The organism is Hoeflea sp. AS16, assembly GCF_038900095.1.
In the GTDB taxonomy this organism is placed as follows: domain Bacteria; phylum Pseudomonadota; class Alphaproteobacteria; order Rhizobiales; family Rhizobiaceae; genus Hoeflea.
Genome location: NZ_JBBMQQ010000004.1, coordinates 260,321 through 278,569, shown reverse-complemented (window position 1 = coordinate 278,569; position 18,249 = coordinate 260,321). Strand labels below are relative to the sequence as shown.

The window sequence follows — 18,249 nt, the reverse complement described above, 5'->3', positions numbered from 1 at the left end:
TCATGCCGAAGCCTCCGCAGATTTCTTCGAGCGGGCCCGGTTGGGCGCGCCGATGCGCAGACGCCTGTCAGACAGCGACATGATACCGCCGATCACCATGATGATGGTGCCGTACCAGATGAAAGTCACCCATGACTTCCACCAGATGCGGACCACGAGGCCGCCATTGGCTTCGGGATCGCCGAGCGCGATATAAAGCTGACTGGGGCCGAAGGTCAGAATTCCGGCCTCCGTTGTGGGCATTCCCCGGGCCTGGTAAAACCGCTTGGCAGAGGCGATTTGCGCCACTTCGACACCACCGCGCAATACGGTGAATTCTCCCGACTGAGCGGAATAATTCGGGCCGTTGTAGTCGCGAACGCCATCAAAGCGCAGTTCATAGCCGCCGGCGCTGGCAATATCACCCTGCTTCATGGCGACAACTGTTTCGGTTGAAAACACGCTTGCGGCAACGACACCGATCACGGTCACGCCCAAGCCCATATGGCCAAGCGCCGAACCGAAGGCAGACCGCGGCAAGCCGGTCAGGCGGCTCCATGCGACGCCCACCCCAACCCGGCCGATGCCGGCGCGCAAGGCGAGATCGGTCAGTGCGCCGAGGATCAGGAACACGCCCAGCGCAATCCCAAGTCCGGCCAGAACCGGCGCACCGGTCTGCAGGAACACCACAGCAAGACCAACCAGCAGCGAAATGCCGACAGCGAAATAGAGCCGATGTGCAGCGCCTGCCAGATCGCCGCGCTTCCAGGCCAGCAGCGGCCCGAACGGCACGGCCAGCAACAACGGTACCATCAGCGGGCCGAATGTCAGGTTGAAGAAGGGAGGACCAACGGAGATCTTGGTGCCGGTGGTGGCTTCCAAAAGCAGCGGATACAACGTGCCAACCAGCACTGTGGCCGCTGCCGTGGTCAGGAACAGATTGTTGAGAACCAGGGCCCCCTCGCGCGAAATCGGGGCAAACATGCCGCCGGCTTTCAACGTGCCTGCCCGCAAGCCGAACAGGGCAAGCGCACCGCCGATGAAAACAACCAGAATGCCCAGGATGAACACGCCGCGGGCCGGATCGGTGGCAAAAGCGTGCACCGATGTCAAAACGCCGGAGCGCACCAGGAACGTGCCAAGCAGCGAGAACGAGAACGTCAGGATGGCAAGCAGCACCGTCCAGATCTTCAGCGCCTCGCGCTTTTCCATCACCAGCGCCGAATGCAGTAGCGCGGTGCCGACCAGCCAGGGCATGAACGAGGCGTTTTCGACCGGGTCCCAGAACCACCAGCCGCCCCAGCCGAGCTCGTAGTAGGCCCAGTAGCTGCCCATCGAAATGCCGGCGGTGAGAAAGATCCAAGCAGTCAGCGTCCACGGCCGGACCCAGCGGGCCCAGGCCGCATCAATGCGTCCCTCGATCAGTGCAGCAATGGCAAAGGCGAAGGAAATCGAGAAGCCGACATAGCCGAGATAGAGCATCGGCGGATGGATCGCCAGACCGATGTCCTGCAGGATCGGATTGAGATCATTGCCTTCCACCGGCGCGGGATCAAGCCGCAGGAAAGGATTGGAGGTCAGCAGAACGAAGAGCAGGAACGCCACCGTGATCCAGGCCTGGACCGAGAGCACATTGGCCTTCAGCGTATCGGGCAGGTTGCGCCCGAACAGCGCCACCAGGGCCGAAAAAAGCGCCAGGATCAGCACCCAAAGCAGCATCGAGCCTTCGTGATTGCCCCACACACCTGTGATCTTGTAGAGCATCGGCTTGAGCGAATGCGAATTCTCGACCACGTTCTGGACCGAGAAATCCGATGTCACATAGGCGTTGGTCAGCGCAACGAAGGCGATCGCGATGAGCATCAGCGTGGTCAGCGCCGCCATCGGGCCGACCGCCATCATTCCTGCGTCACGCCGGCGTGCGCCGATCAGGGGGATGACCGACTGGACGATCGAGGTCGCCAGCGCGAGGATCAGGGCGAAATGGCCGATTTCAGTGATCATGGCGTCATCTCCTCAAATGCCGTGGCGGCATGCATTGCAGTCAGGGCAGTCAGGCCTATTGCGTTTGTGTGCCGACACCAGGCGTTGGATCGCCTTCCTGCCAGACGCCTTGCGCCTTCAGCGAATCCGCCACTTCCTTGGGCATGTAATTCTCGTCATGCTTGGCCAGAACGGAATCGGCCAGGAAGGTGCCTTCGTCCTGTGAAAACGTGCCTTCGGTAACCACGCCCTGCCCTTCCCGGAACAAATCCGGCAAGATGCCGACATAGCGAACCTTGACCGAGGCATTGGTGTCAGTAACCAGGAATGTCACCGCGGAATTTTCACCACGTTCAACCGATCCCTTTTCGACCAGTCCGCCAAGCCGCACACGCGTGCCCGGCGCCAATGGCTGGGACAGGACATCGGTGGGCGAATTGAAGAAGACGATCTGCTCGCGCAGTGCCGATGTGACCAGCGCCGCGGCAGCTGCCAGGAACACCGCGCCTGCGGCAATGATCGCCAATCGTTTTTGCTTGCGGGTCATTGGCCCTCCACTGTGGGTTCGAGACCGAGCTGTGCGGCGAGATCAGCCAAGGCAAGGCCGCCTTCGCTGTCGCCCGGAAATGTTGCTCCGGCCCGGTCGAGAGCTGTTTGCGCAGCGATGCGATCGCCCAGAACAGCGTAGGAGCGCACCAGCCGCAGCCAGCCTTGGAGATTGTCGGGGTTTTCGGTCAGTTTTGCGTCAAGCGATTCCACCATGGTGCGGATCATCGCCGCCCGGTCTTCAACGGACATTTCCGAGGCTGCGGCGATATCGGCTTTCGTCGGCCCACCCGGTGCGGCCGGCGATGGAGGGGCAGCGTTCGGGGCCTGCGAGGCGGCAGCACCGGCGCCGGTGGCGGGCAGGATAAACGGCGTTTTCACTGCGGCCGACGGCGTGACGGCCGGCTCTTCCTGTGCGGGAACGGCGGGCGCCATCGGAACGCCGCCAAGCGTTGGCGTGACAGTCAGGCCGAGCTCGTTGGCAAGCGCACCAAGTTGCTGGCTTTCCGGGCCGGCAGGCGCAAACACCGCAAAAGCGCGATCGAGTGCTGCCTGTGCCTTGTCGCGGCTTCCGGTCACAACATGCGAGCGCACCAGCCTGAGCCATCCGGCGACGTTGTCGGGATTGTCTGCGAGCTTGGCTTCCAGGCCATTGATCATCGACGAGATCATCGCCTGCCGATCCTGCGGGCTCATGTCCTGCGCGGCAGCAATGTCGGCGGCGGTGGGATTGCCCGGTGCGGCCGCGCCTGCGCCAGACAATGGAGCTGCTCCTGCATCGGTCCGCAATGCGGCAAGCTGGCTTTGAACGGCCGGGATCCACGGCGCATCCCCCGGGGCTGTTTCCAGCATGCCGGAGAAGGCCGCGCGGGCTTCGGTCGTCTTGCCCGACTGGGCCAATGCCACGGCCAAGAAGAACTGCGGCCTCGGATCGGTCGAATCGAGTTCCCGGGCGGTCTGGAACGCCAGGCTGGCTTCTTCGGTCACGATGCCGCCTGCGGCTGAAAACAGGGCCTCGCCGAGGCTTGCAAGCCGGGTCGGTGACGGACCCAGAATGGAGATCGCCTTCTTGAACGCTGTCGCGGATTCCTCGTAACGCCCGGTCCGCAGGTAAATCGGGCCAAGCACGTCCCAGCCGCGCCCATCTTCGGGATTGTCCGCCAGATGCTTTTCCGCCTTGGCAATCAGCATGGCAATGTCATTTGTCTGCGGATCAGCCTGCAACCGCGCCGAAAGCGGCAATTGCGGCAAGCCGGGCTGGCCGAGTTCAAGATAGGCTGTGAGCGCCGCGACCGGCATGAAAAGAGCGATCAGAATTGCAGCCGCCCGGCGCCATCCGCGATTGCGGGCCAGCTTGCCGTCGGGATCCGCATTCTCGCTCTTGCGCGCGGCTGCCAGCAGCCGGCGGGAGATCTCTGTCTTCGCCACTTCGGCCTGGGCCGGCTCGACAAGTCCATCAGCCAGGTCGCGGTCGACCTCGGTCAACTGGTCGCGATAGACTTCGATATCATGCAATTCGGGGGCTTCAGATGCCTCCGAACGAGCACGCACCACCGGCCCCAGCAGGGCCAGGGTCGCAATGGCAGTCATGACGGCGGCGATTACCCAAAACAACATGTCGCTTCAATATCCGAGCATTGCTTGTTTTCCAACATCAATCGGCCTTGTAAACAAGATTGGGGCGTTTGGTCGCGTATGCGGGCGCCCTTCTTCCGATCATTGATCAAAACCGGCCGGAAAATCCTGATCTTTGGTATCTAGCTGGCTGTCCGGGCGGGCTCAATCAAGTCCGATTTTTTGCGGATACCGGAATCACTGTCAGGCTTTGAGCGAAACATGTCCGTCACGCAGCCTCAAGCGCGACTCGGATCAAACCAGTCTGCCAAGTGGACGGCAAGTCAGCTCAGCGGGGTCCAGCTGCCATCATCGTTGCGGCAGGCGGCTCCCTGCCCGGTCACCGGCACGCCCCTGATTGTGGCCTTGTGGGTGTATTGGCGGCAATTCTGCTGACCCACCTGGTAAGGTGTGCCTGCGGAAACTTCACCGGCGGTTCCGCTGGTCTGGCTTTTCCAGGCAACGACCTGGCCGAGCGAAGCCTTTTCGAGAGCCTGGTACTCGGCTTCGAGCGCGCGCAGCCGGTCAGGACCGGTCAGGCCGCCGGCGGCATCGGGGGGCAGGATTCCGCCATTGAGTGCAGCAAGGATCGAATCGCTGCCAGCAGGCTTCGACAACGAGACCGGGGCAAATGACAGAGGCCGGACCTTGCCCGTACCGGTGCAGCCGGCGACCACCGCCGACAGGCAGGCAATGATGCCGAACTGTACCAAACTCTTGACCGAATATGCCATTCTGCCGTTGTCCTCATCTGTAGTGCGGGTGAACTTCAGGGCCACACAATGTCCACGCACCCGGTTCCTGCCTTGTTCCTGTGGCGGCATTGTGACGCGAAGCCACCTGAAAGAGTGAGCTTACCGGACATTGCCCAAGGGATCCGAACACTTCGGTTCAAGCCTCTGTGATCAGCGCCGGCAGCGTCAATTGCGCCGACAGGCCACCGTTTTCGGCTCTCGCCAGCGCAAACGCGCCTTTGTATTCAGACGCGATCTCTCCGACAATCGACAGTCCCAGGCCGGTGCCGGGCTTGGATTCATCGAGGCGGCGTCCTCGTTTCATCGCCTCGCGCATCCCTGCCTCGTCGAGACCAGGGCCATCATCGTCGATATCGATGCGGATCATCGGTCGCTCGCCCTCAGTGCCGGGTAACGCCCGAAGTCTCACCACCACCTTATGACGTGCGAACTTGGCGGCATTCTCCACCAGATTGCCCAGCGCTTCCTCGAGATCCTGGCTTTCCATGGCCAGCACCGCATCACGCGGTTCGATGTCGGTGGAAAAATCCAGATCGCGGTTGAGCTTGGCCATCACCCGCACCAGCCGCTCGATGACCGGCGCTGCTTCGGTGCGCGCCAGGACACTGCCGCGCTGGGCTGCGATGCGCGCCCGGTCAAGATAGGTCTGGACCTGCGCCTGCATGGTTTCGGCCTGGGTGCGAACGAGAGCTGCATGCGCCGGCGTCATGTCGCGGGATTCGTTGATGAGAACAGCAATCGGTGTCTTGAGCGAATGGGCAAGGTTGCCGACCTGCATCCGGGCACGGTCGACGACGCGATGATTGGCCTCTATCAGCGCGTTGATCTCTCCGGCCAGAGGGGCAATCTCGCGGGGAAAGACGCCATCAAGTTGCTGCGCTTCGCCAGCGCGAATGCGGCCCAGCGCCTGCCGGGCATGATCAAGCGGCCGCAGACCGTAGAGAATGGCAATCGCATTGACGATCAGGCTGCCGATGCCGAACAGCGCCAACACCAGGTAGAGATTGGCCGAGAAAGCCGCGATTTCCGCTTCCAGCACCTCACGGTTGCCGGCGACGCGGAAGCGCGCCGCATGCCCCTGATTGTCCAGTTCGACCTCGGTCTCGATGACTTCGAGCCGGTTGCCGAAGCCGTCATCGGCCTGATAGCTGCGCTGGTAGCGCTCGTTGAACGGCAATGTCTTCACCGATGGCGCAGCTATCTCCTCATCCCCGATTGAAACCGAGGCCAGACGCGGTCCGTCCAGCGCGCCCAGCGGTTCAACCAGCCAGATCCAGCCGCTGCCGGGCTGATCAAACACCAAATCGCCCAGTTGCGGGTTGCCCGAAAGCCGGCCCGCCTCATTGATAGAGACCGCGTTGATGACGCTGTTGAGATGCGCGCGCAGCAAATCCGCAAAGGCGCGCTCGCTGCCGGCGCGATAGAGCTGGGATATGACGATGGCGATCGCCACCAGGGCAATCACTGCCCAGACCGATGCAAACAGCAGGACGCGAGCGGTAAGTGAGCCGCTCTTCATCCCGACTTGCCGCTGTTCTCGCCTTCCGGCGCAACCATCCGGTAGCCTAGGCCACGCACTGTCTCGATCAGCTCAACGCCGATCTTCTTGCGCAGCCGGCCGACAAAGACCTCGATGGTGTTGGAATCGCGGTCGAAATCCTGATCATACATGTGCTCGACCAGTTCGGTGCGCGAGACCACCTCACCCATGTGATGCATCAGGTAGGAGAGAAGCCGGAATTCGTGGCTGGTCAGCTTCAGCGTGGTTCCGTCGACACTGGCCTTCGACGCCTTGGTGTCGAGACGGACCGGACCGCAGGTAATTTCCGAAGAGGCGTGCCCGGAGGCACGGCGGATCAGCGCACGGATGCGCGCCAGCACTTCCTCGACGTGAAACGGCTTGGTGACGTAATCATCGGCGCCGGCGTCGATGCCGGCGACCTTGTCGCTCCAGCGGTCGCGTGCGGTCAGGATCAGCACCGGCATCACACGGCCGTCGGCGCGCCATTTTTCCAGCACCGTCACGCCGTCCATTTCCGGCAGGCCGATATCGAGGATCACCGCGTCATAGGGTTCGGTGTCGCCGAGAAAATGACCTTCCTCGCCATCATGGGCGCGGTCGACCACATAGCCCTGCTCCAGCAGCGCCTCGGCCAGCTGGCGATTGAGATCCTTGTCATCCTCGACAATCAAGATGCGCACGTGAACTGCTCCCGCTGTTTGTCTTCGCGCCGACCGGCCACAACCGCCAGTGCGCGCCCTCTTACCATGCACCGACTCGCACCTTCCGCGCGAGGCCGGGATGGCAAGGCCGGCATTCCAAAACATGCCATGCCTTGCCGCGTTTGCGTTCGCCTCTGCCTATTGCGGAACAGTGACGGTGACTTTCTTCGGACGGTCATTGCCATTGCCGGGCACCAGCACCGTGATCACGCAGACCACCTGGCCGCCCTGCGTCCGGGCGGAGGCCGACAGCAACTGCCCGCCGGTCTGGCCAACAACCTTGTTGGCTGCGCCCGAGCAGTCAGCCGCGGTGCGGACAATGGCAGTGCCGTCCGGCGCACGCAGATCCTGTGACACGGTGGCGACCGGTGTCATGGTTGCAGCCTGGGCGGCAACCAAACCAATACTGAGTAAATTCATGATCATGATCAGCCCTGAAGCGGTTCGTATTTCATCTTGGAGCCAGTGATACAAGATCTTGCCTGAACCGCAAATGAATGGAAACCATTGGAGTTCACCCAATCCGGTTCCGGGCCCTGATCCGCCCCATGATGGCGATGACGCCGCCAAGTCCTGCACCAAGCGAGGTCAGAAGCCCTGTCAGGGCTTCACGGTCCGCCTCGGCGAGATCGAGTCCGGTGAGACCAAGGACCGCTGATACGATCGTGACGACGGCGCCCCACAGGGTTTTCGATTGCCACCAGGGTTTCATGTCGGTCATGGCAGATGTCCTTTCAAGCGTTTCGGTCTAGACTATCGGTCAAGGTTGCGGGGATCAGAGACTGCAGGTCGCGGTTCGGGATATCCCCCAGGGCACCCGCTTTCCGGCCTGTGCCGCGCGAAACGTCAGTGCGGACTGCGGAGAGCCGAAATCCGCGAGTTCATCGGCTGCCGGATAAAGCCACTGCGCCGTGCCGGTCTCGACCGTCCTGACCACCGCGCCGTCATCGAGGATCTCGATGCGGTAACGCTCAAAGCCCTCGTCATTGGCAATCTCGGCGGGTGTCCAGCTGTCGGCGGAGAGCCTTCCGCACCGGATCCATGACAGTTTCACGCCCGCCGCCTGCCTCTGCGCCCGAAGATGCACCGGCGACAGCGGGGTCAGTGCCCGCTCCCCGCCGGCAAAAGCCACAGGCGCCTCTCCGCCGGCTTGGCCGCCCGCGCTCTCGGCAATCCAGTTGAACGCACGCCCGGCTTCATCAAGGGACAAGCCGAGTGATCTGACCGCCCCGTCCAGAACGATGAAAGCGGCCCCGGCGCCCGCACCTGCGCGCATGGCGTCATCGGTTCCGGCCTGACCACGTAGCAGGCTTTCAAGCCGCCAGCGCCCCGGCGCAATTTCTTCAGCGGTCTCGAACTGGATGATTTCCCAGACCCCGGCATCCGAGCGGACAGCAACCGCGTTGGCGCCATTGAGCACCGACAGGCGGCTGGCGCTCGACAGTCCGCCAAAACCGAGATCGACCAGCAGCGCCGCGCTGCGGTCGAAGCGACCTTCGATGGCGCCGGGCGGCAAGGCCTCGGCCAGCGAACCGATACGGGCCGGCGCATCCAGCGTTACCCGCGCCGTGTAGCCTTCCGCTTCCACCGAACTCGAAAGCACCATCTGCCGCCAGGGAATGGAGAGTGCGCCGGCGCGGGCCCACCCGGCCTCATCGATGCCCGTCAGCACCGGCAGATCGAGAAAAACGATTTCCGGCACGAACGCCGCGTTGGCGTCATTTCCGGCGCGGGCACCATAGGTTTCCACTGATGATGGGGCTGCGGCTCCGGCATGCGCCACCGCGTCGATGCGGCGGATCTCGCCATCCTCGATGCGGGTTATGCGGAAGCTGCTGAGCGGGGCGTTCTCCATCGAAAACCGGACCGTATCGCCGGGTTCAACCCGGACCGCCTGCGGCGGCAGGGCGAAACGAAGCTGACGGCGCTGCAAACGATGATCCTGCAGCCAGCGGTCTGCGGCCATGCGGGAGAGCCCCGGCTCGATCGCGACGCTCAGCGGCAGATCACGCTGGCGCACGGGCTCGCCCTCAAGCCTGCGCGAGCGTGCCGAGGCCGGGGCATAATCGTTCATCGGATCAGCCGACAACAGCACAGCTTCATTGGCGAATTCACTCAGCTCTCCGCGGATTTCCTCAAACACCGGCGTTTCGCCGGGATCGGCCACCGCGTCGATTTCGAGCGGTCGAGCGCCACGCGCCAGCCGCGAGGTGAACACCAACCCATCGGGACCTTCGCGGACATCGATGGCGAACGCCTCGATCAGCGGCTCAAGCAGCGCTCGCACCGAGGCCGGGCTGGAGACCACGTGGCCCGTCACCATGCCGTCGACCCGGTCGACATTGTACCCGGTCATTCCCGCCTCTGTCAGGATGGCGGCGATCAGATCCTTCAGCGCCACCGTCCCCAACCGGCCGTTGAGCCAGTGGCCGGTGCGCCAGTTGGAGCCGTCGGACCAGATCTGCGAAGACAGCGGAAAGGCGGGAAACGGCCGCGCGTCCCAGGTCCACAGGTGTATGCGGTCGGTGGCAACCATGCCATCGGCATTGGCCGCACCGGTCCAGTGGGCCAGATGCGCCTCGAGAAAAGCCCGCTGGGCCAGGTCGTCACGCGCACCCGACGAGTACCAGGGAATCGCGCCTTCCGACGATTTGGGATCCGGGAACAGGTTGGGCTGGTTGGCGCCCTTGTCCACCGCCGGGCACCCCAGTTCGGTGAACCAGAACGGTTTCGAGCCCGGCACCCAGGGGCTGGGGCTCTCCGCCTCGCTGCCGCCAACACGGTCATAATGCTGGTTCTGCCACCAGCCACGCAGATCCTTGGACCGGTACATCCAGTGTTTGCCTGCAAGACCATCACTGATTGGGAGCCGTTCCCGCGCATCCCGTCCTGCCTCGCCGGCATAATACCAGTCGTAGCCCTCGCCTCCGGTAATCGCGGCACGCATGGCGGCCACATCATTGGCAAAACCGGCGCCATCCGGGTTGCCGTCAGACAGGTTTGCGTCGCGCCAGTCGCTCAGCGGCATGTAGTTGTCGATGCCGATGGCGCCGATGGCGGGATGCGCCCATAACGGGTCGAGATTGAAATAGACGTCACCCGAGCCGTCATCGGGGCGGTATCCGGCATATTCGGTCCAGTCGGCGGCGTAGGTCACGGTCGTTTCCCCGCCAAGCATCGCCTTGGTGTCGGCCGCCAGCTGCATCAGTTGGTCAACGAAGGGAAATGCCCCGCTCTCGTCCCTGAGCCTGGTCAGACCGATCATTTCCGAGCCGATGACAAGCCCGTCGACACCACCGGCCGCGATTGCCAGTGCGGCGTGATGCAGGATGAAGCGCCGGTAGCCATCGTCGCCGCCTGACCAACTGACGCTGTCGCCGGTAACACCGATATCCGACACCAGCGTTTCACCGCAGAGTCCGGTGATTTCGGAACGCATCGCCGCTGTGCCTTCGGGTGTGCCCGGCAATCCCGGTGCAACACTCGCCGTCATGCGGCCGCGCCAGGGGTAGACCGGTTGCCCGGTGCCGCCGCCGGGGTTCGGCAGGCCATTGCCGGCCGGTATGTCCATCAGCACAAAGGGATAGAGCACCACCTTGAGGCCACGCCCCTTGAGATCGCGGATCGCCTCGATGAGCGATGCGTCGTCCGGCGTACCGCCATAGGCCGGACCGCCATTACTGGTGGAGACCAGATGCGCGCTGGCGCGGGTAAGAGAGCCCACCTTCCACGGCCGTGTTTCACCATTGCGCGCCACCACCTCGACGCCGGGACGAAACCGGCAATGGCTGGCGCGCAGATCGTCGCCAAACCAGGCCGACACCAGCGCCACGGACTTGAGATTGGGGCAAAGCGCCTGCAATTCGTCGATCGATTGAGCCCAGTCGGTCGCAGCCTGGCGCATGTTGCGATTGAGTGTCCGTGCAGCCCCTACCCCGGTGGTTTCGCGTATTTCGGTGGTTGCATAGCCATGCTCGGTTGATCCCGGAATCAGCGCCACGGCCTCGATTGCCGGTTCAAGCCCACCCACCGGTCGGACCACTTCAAACTGCAGCGCCGGAATGCGGTTGCCGAAATCGTCAAGCGGCAGCCGTTCGAACACGACATAGGCAAGCCCGCGCCAGGCAGGCGTGCGTCCCGCACCCTGCTTGGCTTCGATCAGCGGATCGGGCAATTGGGTCGCTGTTCCGCGGTAGATCCGCATGTCGAGGCTTTCGAGATCAAGTTCACGCCCGTCAGCCCAGACCCGGCGGATGAAGGCAATCGGGCCCTCGCACAGCCCGAGGGCGAAATTGGCGTGATAGTGATAGCGCTCGACCTTCGGGCCTCCGCCCTTGCCGCCCTGGCGTTCCCTGGTGACCGTTTCCTCGAACCGCGTCGCCCAGATCAGTGCTCCGGCAATGCGCATCGTGCCATGCACCCTGAGGATCGGCGAACCTTCGTCTGCGGAGGGGATGCGCGCGCCGCTCAGCCCCCTACCTTCAATGGTGCGGGTGGAATTGATCAGTGCGGTATCGAGCATGCCGCCAACGGTGGCGCCGATGGCCGAGCCGATCGCCGTGCCGACCGGCCCGAAGACGCCGCCGAGCGAGGCGCCGGCAACCTGCAAAAGGATTGTCGCCATTTCGAGATCTCGCTTTTCAGTCTGCTTCAGTCTGCCAGGGGAATGCGGTGCACGGCGGCAATCCGCCGCCGCCACGAGGGAACCAGTGCGCTTTCGATCACGCCTGCTGGTTCGTAAGAATGGATGAAATGATCGGGGCCGGTGAGGATGCCCGCGTGCTTGGCGGCCACCCCGGCGCGCCAGCGAAACAGCACAATGTCGCCGGCAACCGCCTGTGAAAGCGGAACAGGGTCGCCACAGTGTTGACGCGCCGCCGTCATCAGCCGCTCGCTGCCCGCGCGCTCGGCCCAGTCCGGCGCATAGGCTCCGGGTTCTTGCGCGGCGCTGCCGGTGATCTCGGCCCAGACCCCGCGCACCAGCCCGAGGCAATCGCACCCCACACCCTTGCGCGCGCCCTGGTGCCGGTAGGGCGTACCGATCCATGTGCGCGCCACAGCCACGATGCGCTCACGGTTTTGCTCCCCGCTCATGGCACGATCGGCCTTCCGTCATGAACCGTGTCGGCGTCGGCATAACCATAGGCGAAATCGCTGCCCGGCAGATGGGGAAAGCCCTGGAAATTGAATCCGTTGCCGAACTTGGCTGAACAGGTTTCGAAGGCCTTGTCGCAGCCCGCCGAGACAACCAGCTGATCGCCGGGTGCGGGCAATCTGGCCAGCGGCGACCACAGGGCAAGCCGCGCCCCGCCGGCTTCGGGCACATGGCTGGAGATGTCGGCGGACAACCCCGCAAGCAGGCCGGTGACGAACCGGATCCGGCCATTGTCAAACCAGCCCGCGGGCCGGTCCTCGAGGCCGCTGGCGGTCAGCGTCATCTCGTCATCAACCGCGACAATCGCTGCGCTCAAGGTAAACGGTGCCGTCGAGATGTCCTTGCCGCAGCGCGCATCGCCAAGATCGGCATCGCAGCGGCGGCCATAGAGCCGCCCGTGCGGCTGGTCGAGCGAAGCTGCCAGACTCCGAAGCTCGACCGTGAACGCCTGCCCTGCCGTGCGCACCTCGCCCAGTTCGCGCGTCGACAGCAGCACGCGATCGCCGGGGCTTTGCCAATTGACCAGAAAGGTCTCGACGCGGGCGCCGTCATAACGCCCCAGCGCCAGATCGTCAGCGCTGATCGCCGCATCGGAAAAGGCACCCGCGACGCTTGCCGCATCAGCCTCCAGCCCGAGCCCGGTTTCCACCTCGCTGGCGCGAAACCCGGTGGCGGCGGAAAACACCGTCCCGTCAAACTCGAGATCGTGATCATGCTCGGTGAAACCCAGCACAAGGCCGTCGCGCCGGGTCAGCCGCCAGGCATGGCAGGTGGTGGTCGATGTCTGGTCGAGATGGCTGGCAAGGGCTTCCGGAATGTCTCTCATGGCTTTATCTCCACCAGCGGCACGGTCGGCACCGAACCCGCCTTGAAAGCCGACAGGCTGATTTCGATGCGGTCGGTGTCAAAGCGCACCGGAATGTCGAACTCATAGCCGGCAGTCACCACCGCGCCGGGCGCTGGCGTTACTGCCGGCGCGAGCGTTACCAGCCCGCTGGCGTGATCGACGGCATAGTCGCCCGGATCCAGCGCCATGCCGTCAACCGCCAGCACCACGCTGCCATCGACCGGCTTTTCGATCCGGCGCACGGTCGCGCCGCCTGCGTCGGAATAGGTCTTGCTCAGTTCGAACAGGGTCTGCACCCCGTCGCCAATGCCGATCTGCTGGTCGATGGCGGTGATCGTCTGGCCTGGCGGGGCCGAGGCATGGTCGACCGGATCGCGAAAACGGAAACCGTAAAGCTGGCCGCGCCGCGCCTCGAAAAACGCGGTGAGCTGATACAGATCATCGAGCCCGCGCAGGCCGGTGCCCGCATCATAGCGCCGCCGCGCATCGGCCCAGCGGGCATTGCGGGTCTCGCCGCCATTCGACAGCGCCACGATGTCGGTGCGCCGCCCCGGTCCGCCGCTGGCGCCAAGCGCCAACCGCAATGGAAACTGCACCTCATGAAATCCAGTGCTCATGTCTGCCTCCTACAAACCACGGCGGCCACGGCCGACCGCGCGGGCCAGCATGGCCGTGACCTGCGCCTCGGATTTTGAAAAACTCGCCGCATCCGGCGTCATCACATTGAAGGTGATTTGCACCGGCTTTGCAGCCCCGCCCGAGGCAACGCCCAGGCTGCCGTCCGGTCCCCGGCTCAGCGGCAGGATTGCCTCGGCGCCGGCCTCCCCCATCAATCCGACATCGCCACCGGGCATCGGAAAATAGGACGGGCCTCCGACCACTCCGCCATCGGCGAAGGCGTTCATCCGGCCCGGCACGCCGCCGCTGGCAAACGGCAGCAGGCGGCCAAGGCTTCCGCTCAGTCCGGCGATCGAATTGCTCATCAGCTGGTTGAGCGGCCGCGTGCCCGCATCAACCGCGATGCTGACCATGCGGGTGGCGAGCTGGCGCAACACATCGTCAAGACCGCGGCCGTCCACGGCTGCGGATTTCAACGCACCGGACAGGGCTCCGCCAAAGGCGTCGGCCTTCCGCGTCAGTTCATCGAGCGCCCGGTCGGCGCCGTTGAGATCGAGATCGACATTGACGTTGAGGTTCGGCTCATCGGCCATCGGGGAAATCCTTTGCTGTGGGCGCGGCAAATGTTCCGCGGCTATCCGGATAGCGCGCCATCAGCGTCTCAAGCGAGGCCCGGGTCGTCGTGGCTTGGGGCTGCGCACTGGCGCCGGTGAGTGCGTTGAGTTCCGGCAGGCTCAGTTGCCAGAAGGCATCAGGGGGAAGCCGCAGGCGGCCAAGGCCGAAGCAGAGCACGGACGCCCAGGGGAAAAACGTCCGGTCCGGCATCGTCACCTCGTTGCCACCTGCGGCCCGGGAGGGTTTTGCGGATTGCCCCGCCTCCGGCCCTCCCGATCCGGTGTCGGGCTTGAAATCCCGACTTGCTGTTCACCGCCGAAACTCACCCAGAGAAGCTCCGTGGCGATCCGGGCAAAGCCTGTCACGCCGCCCTCGGTGGACATCTCGGCCACGTCCTCGTCGCTCACCCGGTTTCCCGCGCCGCGAAGTCCCGCGCCGACGATGCGGATGATGTCGCCCGCCGAGAGCTTTCCCGCCTCGAAGCGGTGCGCCAGCTCGGTGAGATCATCGACGCCGAATGCGCTTTCCAGTTCGGCCAGCGCACCGAGCGTCAGGCACAGAAGCCGGGTCTCGCCATCAAGCTGTGCCGCGATCTCGCCACGGCGGCGGTTGGGGTGAACGTTCATCGCCAGCCTCACGCCGCTACGAAGGCAAGCGCCCCGGCGGATTCGAGCGCGATCTCGAAGGTCATCTCGCCGTCGTGGCGTCCGGCATATTCAAGTGCCATGATCTGGAACGGCCCAGTCACTGTGCCAAAATCCGGAATCGCCACCTGCCAACTACGAATCTCGCCGGCAAAGAACACGCTTCGCGCCAGCGCGTCGCTCTGCTGGTCCTTGAACAGTCCGCCGCCTGACAGCGAGGCCCGCTGCACGCCTGCACCGCCCAGCAACTCGCGCCAGCGCCCGGCGGATTCCGCATCTGTGATGTCAACGGCTTCTGCATTGAACGCCAACCTTCGGGCGCGCAAACCGGCGATGGTGACGAAATTCCCGCCATCATCGATCTTGATGAGCAGGTCCTTGCCTTTCTGGGCGGTCATGGAAAAATCCTTTCAGCTTCTCGGATTGGAATATCGGCCGGCACCTGGTTCAGGGCTCGGTCACCGCGCGGAACCTCAGCCGCGCCACATGCAGCCCGCTCTTGGGCGCGCGGCGGCTGACGGTTCGCTCATGGCGGAGATTGACCAGCACCGCGCCTGCAAGCGACAGATCGGCATCATGCAGCGCAGCCCGCACCGCATCGGCCAGCTCGACGGCCTGCTTGCGGCCGTTCTGCCTGGTCCAGGCCTCGATCTCGAAACGGTGCTCGCTGGCATCCGCCTCACCGGTGGAAAAATCGGTGGTCACCGTCTCGCCCAGCACCAGGTAAGGCGGCTCGGCGCGGGTGATCAGCCGGTCGAAAATCCGGCCTTCGCCGGTAATGGCCAGCACGTCCGGATCGGCATTGAGCCGTTCGACCACACAATTCTGCAATGCATTGGCGCTCATGGCCTTGTCTCCCGGCAATCGCAAATCAGGTACCGGCGGGTTTCATCCGGATCGCGCACGGCGAGGATCAGCAGGCTGCGGCCGCGATGGGCAAAGCGCATGGCGTGGCGGACGTCGTCGCGATAGCGGATGGTCACCCGGTGGCTCACCGGCGCGGTGGCGGCACCCGCCTCCTCACCCGGCCTGGCACGCAGCGGCTCGACCCGCCCCCAGACGCTTGCCACCAACTCCCAGCCCTCGCTCACTCCGCCCTGCCCGTCGGAAATCTCGGTGGGTGTTTCAAGATCCAGGCGGGCATTGAGCCGGCCGGGATCGACAACGAATGCGCCCATCACAAAGTCCGCCTTTGCCAGGGCGCGATCAGCCGGTCATAGCCCGCCGGGATGGATGCTGGCTGCATGTCGGCACTCACCGCGCCGCGGAATTCATACAGGTGGGCGGCATGGATCAGGATGGCGCGCTTGAGCTCCGGCGGCACCTCGTTGATCGAGTTGAAGCCAGCGGTGAATTCGATCTCGATGCCGTTGATCGGCTGGCTGGGGCGTGGCCGCTGCGTGACCACCAGCCGTGCTGGATGCGCAATGCCATCAAGCAGCAGCCCCGACAGGTCGAGGTTCCGGGCCACACCGTCGGCATCATAAAGCAGAATCGCATCAACGGTTTGAACCGGTGTTCTCATCAATTGAATCACGGCATCTTGCGGCCAGTCATCGAGTGCCAGGCGAAATCCCTGGCTCATCAGCGCCACGCCGGTGACCGCTTCGAGATGGGTGCGGGCCACCCGGATCAGGCCTTCCAGCAGGCCGTCCTCGTCGGTCGCATCAAGGCGCAGATGCGCCTTCAGTTCGGCAAGCGTTACCGGCTCCGCCAGCGGCGGATCGGTCTGGATCAGGGTCATGGCAGTCTCCGGCAATGAGGTGGATGGGGGGTCGGATCCCTCCCCCGGAAGCCGGGAGAGGGGTTGCTCGAAAGCAGCGGACGATGCGTCAGGCGGCGAATTTGAGAAGCTTGATCGCCTCGAAATTCTGCACCCCGCCGCCAACGCGCTTGGTGGTGTAGAACAGCACGTAGGGCTTGGCCGAATAGGGATCGCGCAGGATGCGGACCCCGGTGCGATCGACCACAAGGTAGCCGCGGCGGAAATCGCCAAAGGCCAGCGCCATCGCGTTGGCGGCCACATCCGGCATGTCCTCTGCCTCGACCACCGGGAAGCCCATCAGCGAGGCGGCCTGACCGGCACCGGCCGGCGGCATCCAGAGATAGTTGCCGTCGGCATCCTTGAACTTGCGGATCTGGGCCTGGGTCTTGCGGTTCATCACGAACCGGCCGTTCTGGCGGTGGCCTGCTTTCAGCGCATAGATCAGTTCGACCAGCCGGTCGGACGGATCGGTGCCAAAGCCGCCGGCCGCCCCGGTAGCGAGAAAGCCGAGCTTGCCCCAGGTCCAGCTGTCATCGGCAACGCTCGGATAATCGAGAAAGCCGCGCGGCTTGCTGGCGCCGTCACCGGCCACAAACGCCGCACCTTCCTGCTCGGCAAACGCTGCCTCCACTTCGCTCGCGATCCAGCCCTCGATATCGACCGCGCCATCCTCGATCAGCGAGGCGGTGGCGGCCGGCATGGCGTAAAGCTCCATGGTCGGGAACTGCAGCTCTGCCAATTGCGGAGCCGCCGTCTGCGGCCGGGGATCGGTCTCGCCAACCCAGCCGGTGGCCATGCCGTCGAGCGCAAAGGGCTTTTTCAGCACCGCGCCCGAAACCTGCCGCACCGTGGCAATCGAGCGGATCGGCGAGAGTTCGGAGAGACGCCGCCCGATCTCGCTGTCGAGTTCGTCGGGCACCAGGTAGCCGCCGTCGGGGTCACTGCCCGCCGACATGGCCTTGAGTTCGCCCTGGCGCAACCCTGCCTCGTCGCCGCGGCGGACATAGGCATCGAACGCCTGCCGCACGGCCCCGGGCTGCGGCTTGGCGCGCCCGAGATCGGGACGCGCGCGCTTGACCAGCAGCGCATCAAGCGTGCGTTTCTGCTCGTCCAGCGCGTGATCGATGCGCGCCATCTTCTCCTCGGTGACCACGTCGGTGCTGCCGCGCCGCTCGATTTCGGCCAGCCGCTCGTCGTTGGACTGCTTGTAGTGCTCGAAGGCGGACATGAAGTCCTCGAAGGCAGCGGACACATCGGCGTCCACGCTCTTGGTTTCGGGCGCGCGCGGCGCCTTTGTCTGACAGGTCATGGGTCGTCCTTTCAACAGGTTGATGTCGGTGGAATGAACGGAACGGCCGAGCACCGCGGTCAGCGTGCGCAATTGCCGTTCCAGGCGTTTGAGGTCTTCCGGCGCAGCGTCCTGCCTGTCCGAAAGCGCGCCATAGCCGCGGGCAATCAGCCCGCGTGCCTGGCGTCTGCTCAGCCCCGCATCCCGCGTGAGCCGG

The 18,249-nt window shown here is 64.4% G+C and carries 20 protein-coding genes; all 20 read right to left on the bottom strand.

The genetic code is table 11. The features are described 5' to 3' along the window. Nucleotides 1-1,983 (bottom strand): heme lyase CcmF/NrfE family subunit, encoded by a 1,983-nt coding sequence (locus WNY80_RS12800; protein ID WP_342887769.1) that lies wholly within the window; start codon nucleotides 1,981-1,983, stop codon nucleotides 1-3. A 55-nt stretch (nucleotides 1,984-2,038) separates the two neighbouring features. Beyond that, the gene (ccmE, locus tag WNY80_RS12795; protein WP_342887768.1) at nucleotides 2,039-2,509 is read right to left on the bottom strand and encodes a cytochrome c maturation protein CcmE; all 471 of its coding nucleotides are present in this window, start codon (nucleotides 2,507-2,509) and stop codon (nucleotides 2,039-2,041) included. After that, entirely contained in the window at nucleotides 2,506-4,125 is a 1,620-nt protein-coding gene (ccmI, locus tag WNY80_RS12790) for a c-type cytochrome biogenesis protein CcmI (RefSeq protein WP_342887767.1), read from the bottom strand. Before ccmI ends, ccmE begins: the two co-directional genes overlap by 4 nt. Nucleotides 4,126-4,406: 281 nt before the next feature. After that, on the bottom strand, nucleotides 4,407-4,856 hold the full coding sequence (locus WNY80_RS12785; protein WP_342887766.1) for a hypothetical protein: 450 nt from the start codon (nucleotides 4,854-4,856) through the stop codon (nucleotides 4,407-4,409). A 157-nt stretch (nucleotides 4,857-5,013) separates the two neighbouring features. Next, nucleotides 5,014-6,396 carry a HAMP domain-containing sensor histidine kinase gene (locus tag WNY80_RS12780; protein WP_342887765.1) on the bottom strand — a complete coding sequence of 461 codons (1,383 nt, stop codon included), beginning with the start codon at nucleotides 6,394-6,396 and terminating at the stop codon, nucleotides 5,014-5,016. Then, nucleotides 6,393-7,079 (bottom strand): response regulator transcription factor, encoded by a 687-nt coding sequence (locus WNY80_RS12775; protein ID WP_342887764.1) that lies wholly within the window; start codon nucleotides 7,077-7,079, stop codon nucleotides 6,393-6,395. The genes WNY80_RS12780 and WNY80_RS12775 overlap by 4 nt, the downstream gene beginning before the upstream one ends. A gap of 159 nt (nucleotides 7,080-7,238) precedes the next feature. Continuing rightward, on the bottom strand, nucleotides 7,239-7,520 hold the full coding sequence (locus WNY80_RS12770; protein WP_342887763.1) for a hypothetical protein: 282 nt from the start codon (nucleotides 7,518-7,520) through the stop codon (nucleotides 7,239-7,241). 94 nt (nucleotides 7,521-7,614) lie between these two features. After that, a complete protein-coding gene (locus tag WNY80_RS12765; RefSeq protein ID WP_342887762.1) occupies nucleotides 7,615-7,821 on the bottom strand; it encodes a hypothetical protein in 207 nt (68 codons plus the stop codon). 54 nt (nucleotides 7,822-7,875) lie between these two features. Further along, nucleotides 7,876-11,724, bottom strand: coding sequence for a glycoside hydrolase/phage tail family protein (locus WNY80_RS12760; protein WP_342887761.1), 3,849 nt, complete (start codon nucleotides 11,722-11,724; stop codon nucleotides 7,876-7,878). 26 nt (nucleotides 11,725-11,750) lie between these two features. After that, nucleotides 11,751-12,194, bottom strand: coding sequence for an NlpC/P60 family protein (locus tag WNY80_RS12755; RefSeq protein ID WP_342887760.1), 444 nt, complete (start codon nucleotides 12,192-12,194; stop codon nucleotides 11,751-11,753). Continuing rightward, complete coding sequence (locus WNY80_RS12750; protein WP_342887759.1) at nucleotides 12,191-13,081, bottom strand: DUF2163 domain-containing protein; 891 nt, start codon at nucleotides 13,079-13,081, stop codon at nucleotides 12,191-12,193. The genes WNY80_RS12755 and WNY80_RS12750 overlap by 4 nt, the downstream gene beginning before the upstream one ends. Continuing rightward, nucleotides 13,078-13,719 (bottom strand): DUF2460 domain-containing protein, encoded by a 642-nt coding sequence (locus WNY80_RS12745; RefSeq protein ID WP_342887758.1) that lies wholly within the window; start codon nucleotides 13,717-13,719, stop codon nucleotides 13,078-13,080. Before WNY80_RS12745 ends, WNY80_RS12750 begins: the two co-directional genes overlap by 4 nt. A 9-nt stretch (nucleotides 13,720-13,728) precedes the next feature. Beyond that, entirely contained in the window at nucleotides 13,729-14,313 is a 585-nt protein-coding gene (locus tag WNY80_RS12740; protein ID WP_342887757.1) for a phage tail tape measure protein, read from the bottom strand. Beyond that, nucleotides 14,303-14,545, bottom strand: a complete 243-nt coding sequence (locus WNY80_RS12735; protein ID WP_342887994.1) for a rcc01693 family protein — start codon at nucleotides 14,543-14,545, stop codon at nucleotides 14,303-14,305. The genes WNY80_RS12740 and WNY80_RS12735 overlap by 11 nt, the downstream gene beginning before the upstream one ends. Nucleotides 14,546-14,547: 2 nt before the next feature. Further along, the gene (locus WNY80_RS12730; RefSeq protein WP_342887756.1) at nucleotides 14,548-14,961 is read right to left on the bottom strand and encodes a gene transfer agent family protein; all 414 of its coding nucleotides are present in this window, start codon (nucleotides 14,959-14,961) and stop codon (nucleotides 14,548-14,550) included. An 8-nt stretch (nucleotides 14,962-14,969) separates the two neighbouring features. After that, nucleotides 14,970-15,377, bottom strand: a complete 408-nt coding sequence (locus WNY80_RS12725) for a phage major tail protein, TP901-1 family (protein ID WP_342887755.1) — start codon at nucleotides 15,375-15,377, stop codon at nucleotides 14,970-14,972. 49 nt (nucleotides 15,378-15,426) lie between these two features. After that, entirely contained in the window at nucleotides 15,427-15,825 is a 399-nt protein-coding gene (locus WNY80_RS12720) for a DUF3168 domain-containing protein (RefSeq protein WP_342887754.1), read from the bottom strand. After that, nucleotides 15,822-16,157 carry a phage head closure protein gene (locus tag WNY80_RS12715; RefSeq protein WP_342887753.1) on the bottom strand — a complete coding sequence of 112 codons (336 nt, stop codon included), beginning with the start codon at nucleotides 16,155-16,157 and terminating at the stop codon, nucleotides 15,822-15,824. The genes WNY80_RS12720 and WNY80_RS12715 overlap by 4 nt, the downstream gene beginning before the upstream one ends. Then, nucleotides 16,157-16,723 (bottom strand): head-tail connector protein, encoded by a 567-nt coding sequence (locus tag WNY80_RS12710; protein ID WP_342887752.1) that lies wholly within the window; start codon nucleotides 16,721-16,723, stop codon nucleotides 16,157-16,159. The genes WNY80_RS12715 and WNY80_RS12710 overlap by 1 nt, the downstream gene beginning before the upstream one ends. An 88-nt stretch (nucleotides 16,724-16,811) precedes the next feature. Further along, the gene (locus WNY80_RS12705; RefSeq protein ID WP_342887993.1) at nucleotides 16,812-18,053 is read right to left on the bottom strand and encodes a phage major capsid protein; all 1,242 of its coding nucleotides are present in this window, start codon (nucleotides 18,051-18,053) and stop codon (nucleotides 16,812-16,814) included. Nucleotides 18,054-18,249: the final 196 nt, after the last annotated feature.